Consider the following 3,870-nt stretch of genomic DNA (forward strand, 5'->3'; position numbering starts at 1 on the left):
CCGCCCCCCGTGCGGGTCTCCCCGGGTCGGGGGGCGGTGTGGCGGCCCGAACCCCCCCACCCCCCCCCCCCTCCCCCCCACACCCCCACATCCGGCACCGCGCCCGAAGTTACTAGACCGGTCGTCATAGTTTGGGTTACAGTCGAGCACATGGTTCGTCGCACCGATACCCGGCAGCGGATGCTCGACACCGCCGCCGACCTGTTCCACGCCCAGGGCTACCACGCCACCGGCCTCACCCAGCTCACCACCGCGGGCGGCGCACCGAAGGGCTCGCTCTACTTCCACTTCCCCGGTGGCAAGGAACAACTCGCCGCCGAGGCGCTGCGCCTGTCCAGCGAACGACTGCGCGAGGCACTCCAGACCATCGTCGAGCAGGCACCGGACGCCGCGACCGCGATCGATCGCGTCGTCGACGCCATCGCCGAAATCCTGCAGGCTTCGGACTTCCAGCGCGGGTGTCCACTCGCGACAGTCGCACTCGACGCCGCTCAGGAGAGCGAAACCATCCGCGAGGCGTGCACCGACGGCTACACGTCCTGGCAGACCCTGCTCGCCGATTACCTTGTCGAGCAAGGGTTCCCGCACGACCGTGCGCAGGATCTCGCCACTGTCGTCCTCGCGTCCATCGAGGGCGGCATGTTGCTCGCCAAGACCCAGCGCGACGTCGCGCCGTTGCGCGCTGTCGCCGGTCACCTGCACAACACCATCGAACGGGAGTTGTCCTGATGCGCGTCCACCACCTGAACTGCGGCACCATGCGCCCGCCCGGCGGGCGCCTCATCGACGGCGAGCCGGGCTTGTTCCGCCGCGCCACCATGGTTTGCCACTGCCTGCTGCTGGAGACCGGCACCGGGCTCGTCCTCGTCGAGACCGGCACCGGCACCCCTGCCGTCGAAAACCCCGCGGGCTGGCTCGGCTCGGCGTTCGTCCGGCTGACCGGCGCGGTCGCCGACCCGGAACTGACCGCGGTCCACCAGCTCCGCGAACTCGGCTTCGATCCCGCCGACGTCCGCGACATCGTGCTGACCCACCTCGACCTCGATCACGCGGGCGGGCTCGTCGACTTCCCGCACGCGCGCGTGCACGTCTACGCCGAGGAACTCCGCGCACTGCAAGCACCACACGACCGCCAGGAGCGAAACCGTTACCGGCGCGTCCAATTCGCCCACGGTCCACTGTGGAAGTCCTATTCGGACTCCGGGGATCCGTGGTTCGGTTTCGACGCCGTCCGCGAGCTGGAGGGCCTGCCACCGGAGATCCTCCTGATCCCACTCGCCGGGCACACCAGAGGCCACGCGGGCGTCGCCGTCGACACCGGTAACGGCTGGCTGCTCAACGCGGGTGACAGTTACTTCTTCCCCGGCGAGCTCGAACCGGAGCCGAACTGCCCACCGGCGCTTGCCCTGTTCGAGGGGTTCATGCAGACGGTGAAAGGCCCCAGACTGGACAACCAGCACCGGTTGCGCCAGCTTGTGAAGGAGCACGGGGACGAGGTCACGGTGTTCTCCGCGCACAACTCCGTGGAATTCGAGCGGCTGAGCGGGAGGAGCAGGGTATGAAGGTGCACCACCTGAACTGCGGGACCATGCTGCCGCGCGGCGGTCGCCTGCTGGACGGGCAGCCGGGGCTGTTCCGGCGTTCCCCGATCGTGTGCCACTGCCTGCTGATCGAAACCGGCGAAGGCCTGGTCCTGGTCGACACCGGTTTCGGCACCCAGGGCGTCGCGCGCCCCGCCGAATGGCTCGGCAGGATGTTCCTCGCGATGACCAGCCCGCGGACGGTGGCCGAGGAAACCGCCGTCGCGCAGATCAAGGCGCTCGGCCTCGACCCCGCCGACGTCCGGCACATCGTCGTCACGCATCTCGACGTCGACCACGCGGGCGGCCTCGCCGATTTCCCGAACGCCGTCGTACACCTGCGTACCAAGGAACACAACATGGCGACGTCGCCGAGCAACCTCGCCGAGAAGAACCGCTACCGCGCCGTCCAGTTCAGCCACCGTCCACTGTGGAGCACCTACGACGAGGCCGGCGACGATTGGTTCGGCTTCCAAGCCGTCCGCTCGCTGAAAGGCCTGCCGCCGGAAATCCTGCTTGTGCCGCTGAGCGGCCACACCCACGGGCACAGCGGCGTCGCGGTCCGCGTGGGCGACGGCTGGCTCCTGCACGCCGGCGACTCGTATCTTTTCCACGGTCAACTGGACCCGGCGGGGCCGCACTGCCCGCGCGTTTCGAGCGCTTACCAGAGCATGCTGCAGATGGACCGTCGCGCCCGGCTGGAGAACGTCGCGCGCCTGCAGGAATTGACGCGAGACCATCAGGACGAGATCAAGGTCTTCTCCGCGCACAGCCCCGTCGAACTCCAGGCCCTACGCCGCGGCTGAGCGCGGCCGCGGCTGCCTTTTCGGGCTCGCACGAACACAAAAAAGGGCAATCGATCAGGCGCGCACGCCGTTGACCAGGGGAAATAATTCCTATCCGCTCTCCGATAACGACGTTGCCCGCCAGTGTTCCAGATCACAGTCACGCACCCTTTCGAAGTCTCGGACATCTCTATTTGCGAAGACACAAACACACCAGCAAATACGCGATCTCCATTTCGAGGGGCTGATTATGAACATCACCAAGAAGACGATTCAGCGGGCCACGATGGCGATCGCCGCGGTGGCGGCGGTCGGCGCGCTGGGGGCGTGCTCGACCGGCAACGCCGCACCGGCACCGCAGGGCTCCGGCGGCACCGGGGGCGGGATCGGCGCCGCGCCGAACGCCGGGACGGCCAAGGACACCAGCGCGCAGGGCGGCGCGGACGGCGCCACCGGCTCACAGCGGACCGGCGCGGGCAAGAGCACCCCGGGCACTCCGGCCAACTGCCTGAACCTGAATGTGGCGTGGTTGAACCCGAACCCGCTCAACAGTGAAAGCACGCAGTGGAAGCTCCCGATCGTCCTGACCAACAAGACCAACACGACCTGCGTCGTGCGAGGCTTCCCCGGCGTCCGCCTCAACGGCGAGGACGGCACCACCTGGGATCTGGTCCGCACCAACGACGCCATCACCCCGGTCCAGCTCGGCCCAGGCGAGCGCGCCACCGCCGACGTCACCTACTCCACCGCCGTCGCGCTCAACCCGGAGACGGGATCGGGCGGCGGTGACCCCTCCGGCTGGCACGTCGCCAGCGTGTCGATCACCCCGCCCAACAGCACCAACACCCAGACCCTGCCCTGGGTGAACCCCATCGGCCTGGTCAAGCAGGACGGCGCCACCCACCCCGGCACCTACGTCGGCGCCGTCCGCCGCGGCGAATAACGGCCGCACCACAACGAAAATGCCCTGGGAACCAGTGGCTCCCAGGGCATTTTTCGTCGTCCGTGTCCGGTCGAAGCCACACCGTCCGCCGGAGCCCGCCGGTCACCTATGGTCGGCTGGTGGCCCGACGACTGCTCCTCACGCTCCTCGCCGTCCTCGCTCTCGCCGGGTGCGGCAGCACGGTGGAAGGTGCGGCCCAACCGCAACCGGAGACCGAAGTGTCAGCCTTCCTCGGTAAAGCGGCCACTCCCGAAGTGGTTGCCGCAATGCAGCGCAGAGCTGCCAAGACGCAGAGCGTGCTGGCCGTCCGGTACTCGGCCGGGCAACAGGCGTATGAGCGCTACCAACGGCTGACCGCCGGAAAACCCGGCTACGGTCCACCACTCACGTCCGACTCCGTGACCGGGGCACTTGTGGTACGCGTAGCGAACGCCAGCGCGGCCGACGCCGTGAAGCAGGCGCTCACCAGCTTGCCCGGCGTGACCCAGGTCCTGCCGTGAAGGCCGCGACTAACGGCCGCAACGCCCGGGAAGGGGGGGGGACACGACGCCGCGTAGAAGGG

5 protein-coding genes are annotated in these 3,870 nt (G+C 68.6%); all 5 read left to right on the forward strand.

What is annotated here, in order from left to right; all coding sequences use genetic code 11:
* The first annotated feature begins 150 nt into the window (after positions 1-150).
* The 5 genes from ACFWY9_RS42225 to ACFWY9_RS42245 all read left to right on the forward strand — a co-directional run bounded on the left by ACFWY9_RS42225 (position 151) and on the right by ACFWY9_RS42245 (position 3,808).
* The gene (locus ACFWY9_RS42225; RefSeq protein WP_378341520.1) at positions 151-729 is read left to right on the forward strand and encodes a TetR/AcrR family transcriptional regulator; all 579 of its coding nucleotides are present in this window, start codon (positions 151-153) and stop codon (positions 727-729) included.
* Positions 729-1,562: an MBL fold metallo-hydrolase gene (locus ACFWY9_RS42230; RefSeq protein ID WP_378341521.1), complete on the forward strand. Its 834-nt coding sequence runs from the start codon at positions 729-731 to the stop codon at positions 1,560-1,562. Before ACFWY9_RS42225 ends, ACFWY9_RS42230 begins: the two co-directional genes overlap by 1 nt.
* Complete coding sequence (locus ACFWY9_RS42235) at positions 1,559-2,386, forward strand: MBL fold metallo-hydrolase (RefSeq protein WP_378341522.1); 828 nt, start codon at positions 1,559-1,561, stop codon at positions 2,384-2,386. The genes ACFWY9_RS42230 and ACFWY9_RS42235 overlap by 4 nt, the downstream gene beginning before the upstream one ends.
* 229 nt (positions 2,387-2,615) lie before the next feature.
* A complete protein-coding gene (locus ACFWY9_RS42240) occupies positions 2,616-3,308 on the forward strand; it encodes a DUF4232 domain-containing protein (protein WP_378327775.1) in 693 nt (230 codons plus the stop codon).
* A 218-nt stretch (positions 3,309-3,526) separates the two neighbouring features.
* Positions 3,527-3,808, forward strand: a complete 282-nt coding sequence (locus tag ACFWY9_RS42245; protein ID WP_378327811.1) for a permease-like cell division protein FtsX — start codon at positions 3,527-3,529, stop codon at positions 3,806-3,808.
* Positions 3,809-3,870: the final 62 nt, after the last annotated feature.

Origin of the sequence: Amycolatopsis sp. NPDC059027 (assembly GCF_042739735.1) — a bacterium.
Classification (GTDB): domain Bacteria; phylum Actinomycetota; class Actinomycetes; order Mycobacteriales; family Pseudonocardiaceae; genus Amycolatopsis.

Coding starts and splice junctions, on each gene's coding strand:
- ACFWY9_RS42225 (WP_378341520.1), top strand. CDS start 151: ATGGTTCGTCGCACCGATACCCGGCAGCGGATGCTCGACACCGCCGCC.
- ACFWY9_RS42230 (WP_378341521.1), top strand. CDS start 729: ATGCGCGTCCACCACCTGAACTGCGGCACCATGCGCCCGCCCGGCGGG.
- ACFWY9_RS42235 (WP_378341522.1), top strand. CDS start 1,559: ATGAAGGTGCACCACCTGAACTGCGGGACCATGCTGCCGCGCGGCGGT.
- ACFWY9_RS42240 (WP_378327775.1), top strand. CDS start 2,616: ATGAACATCACCAAGAAGACGATTCAGCGGGCCACGATGGCGATCGCC.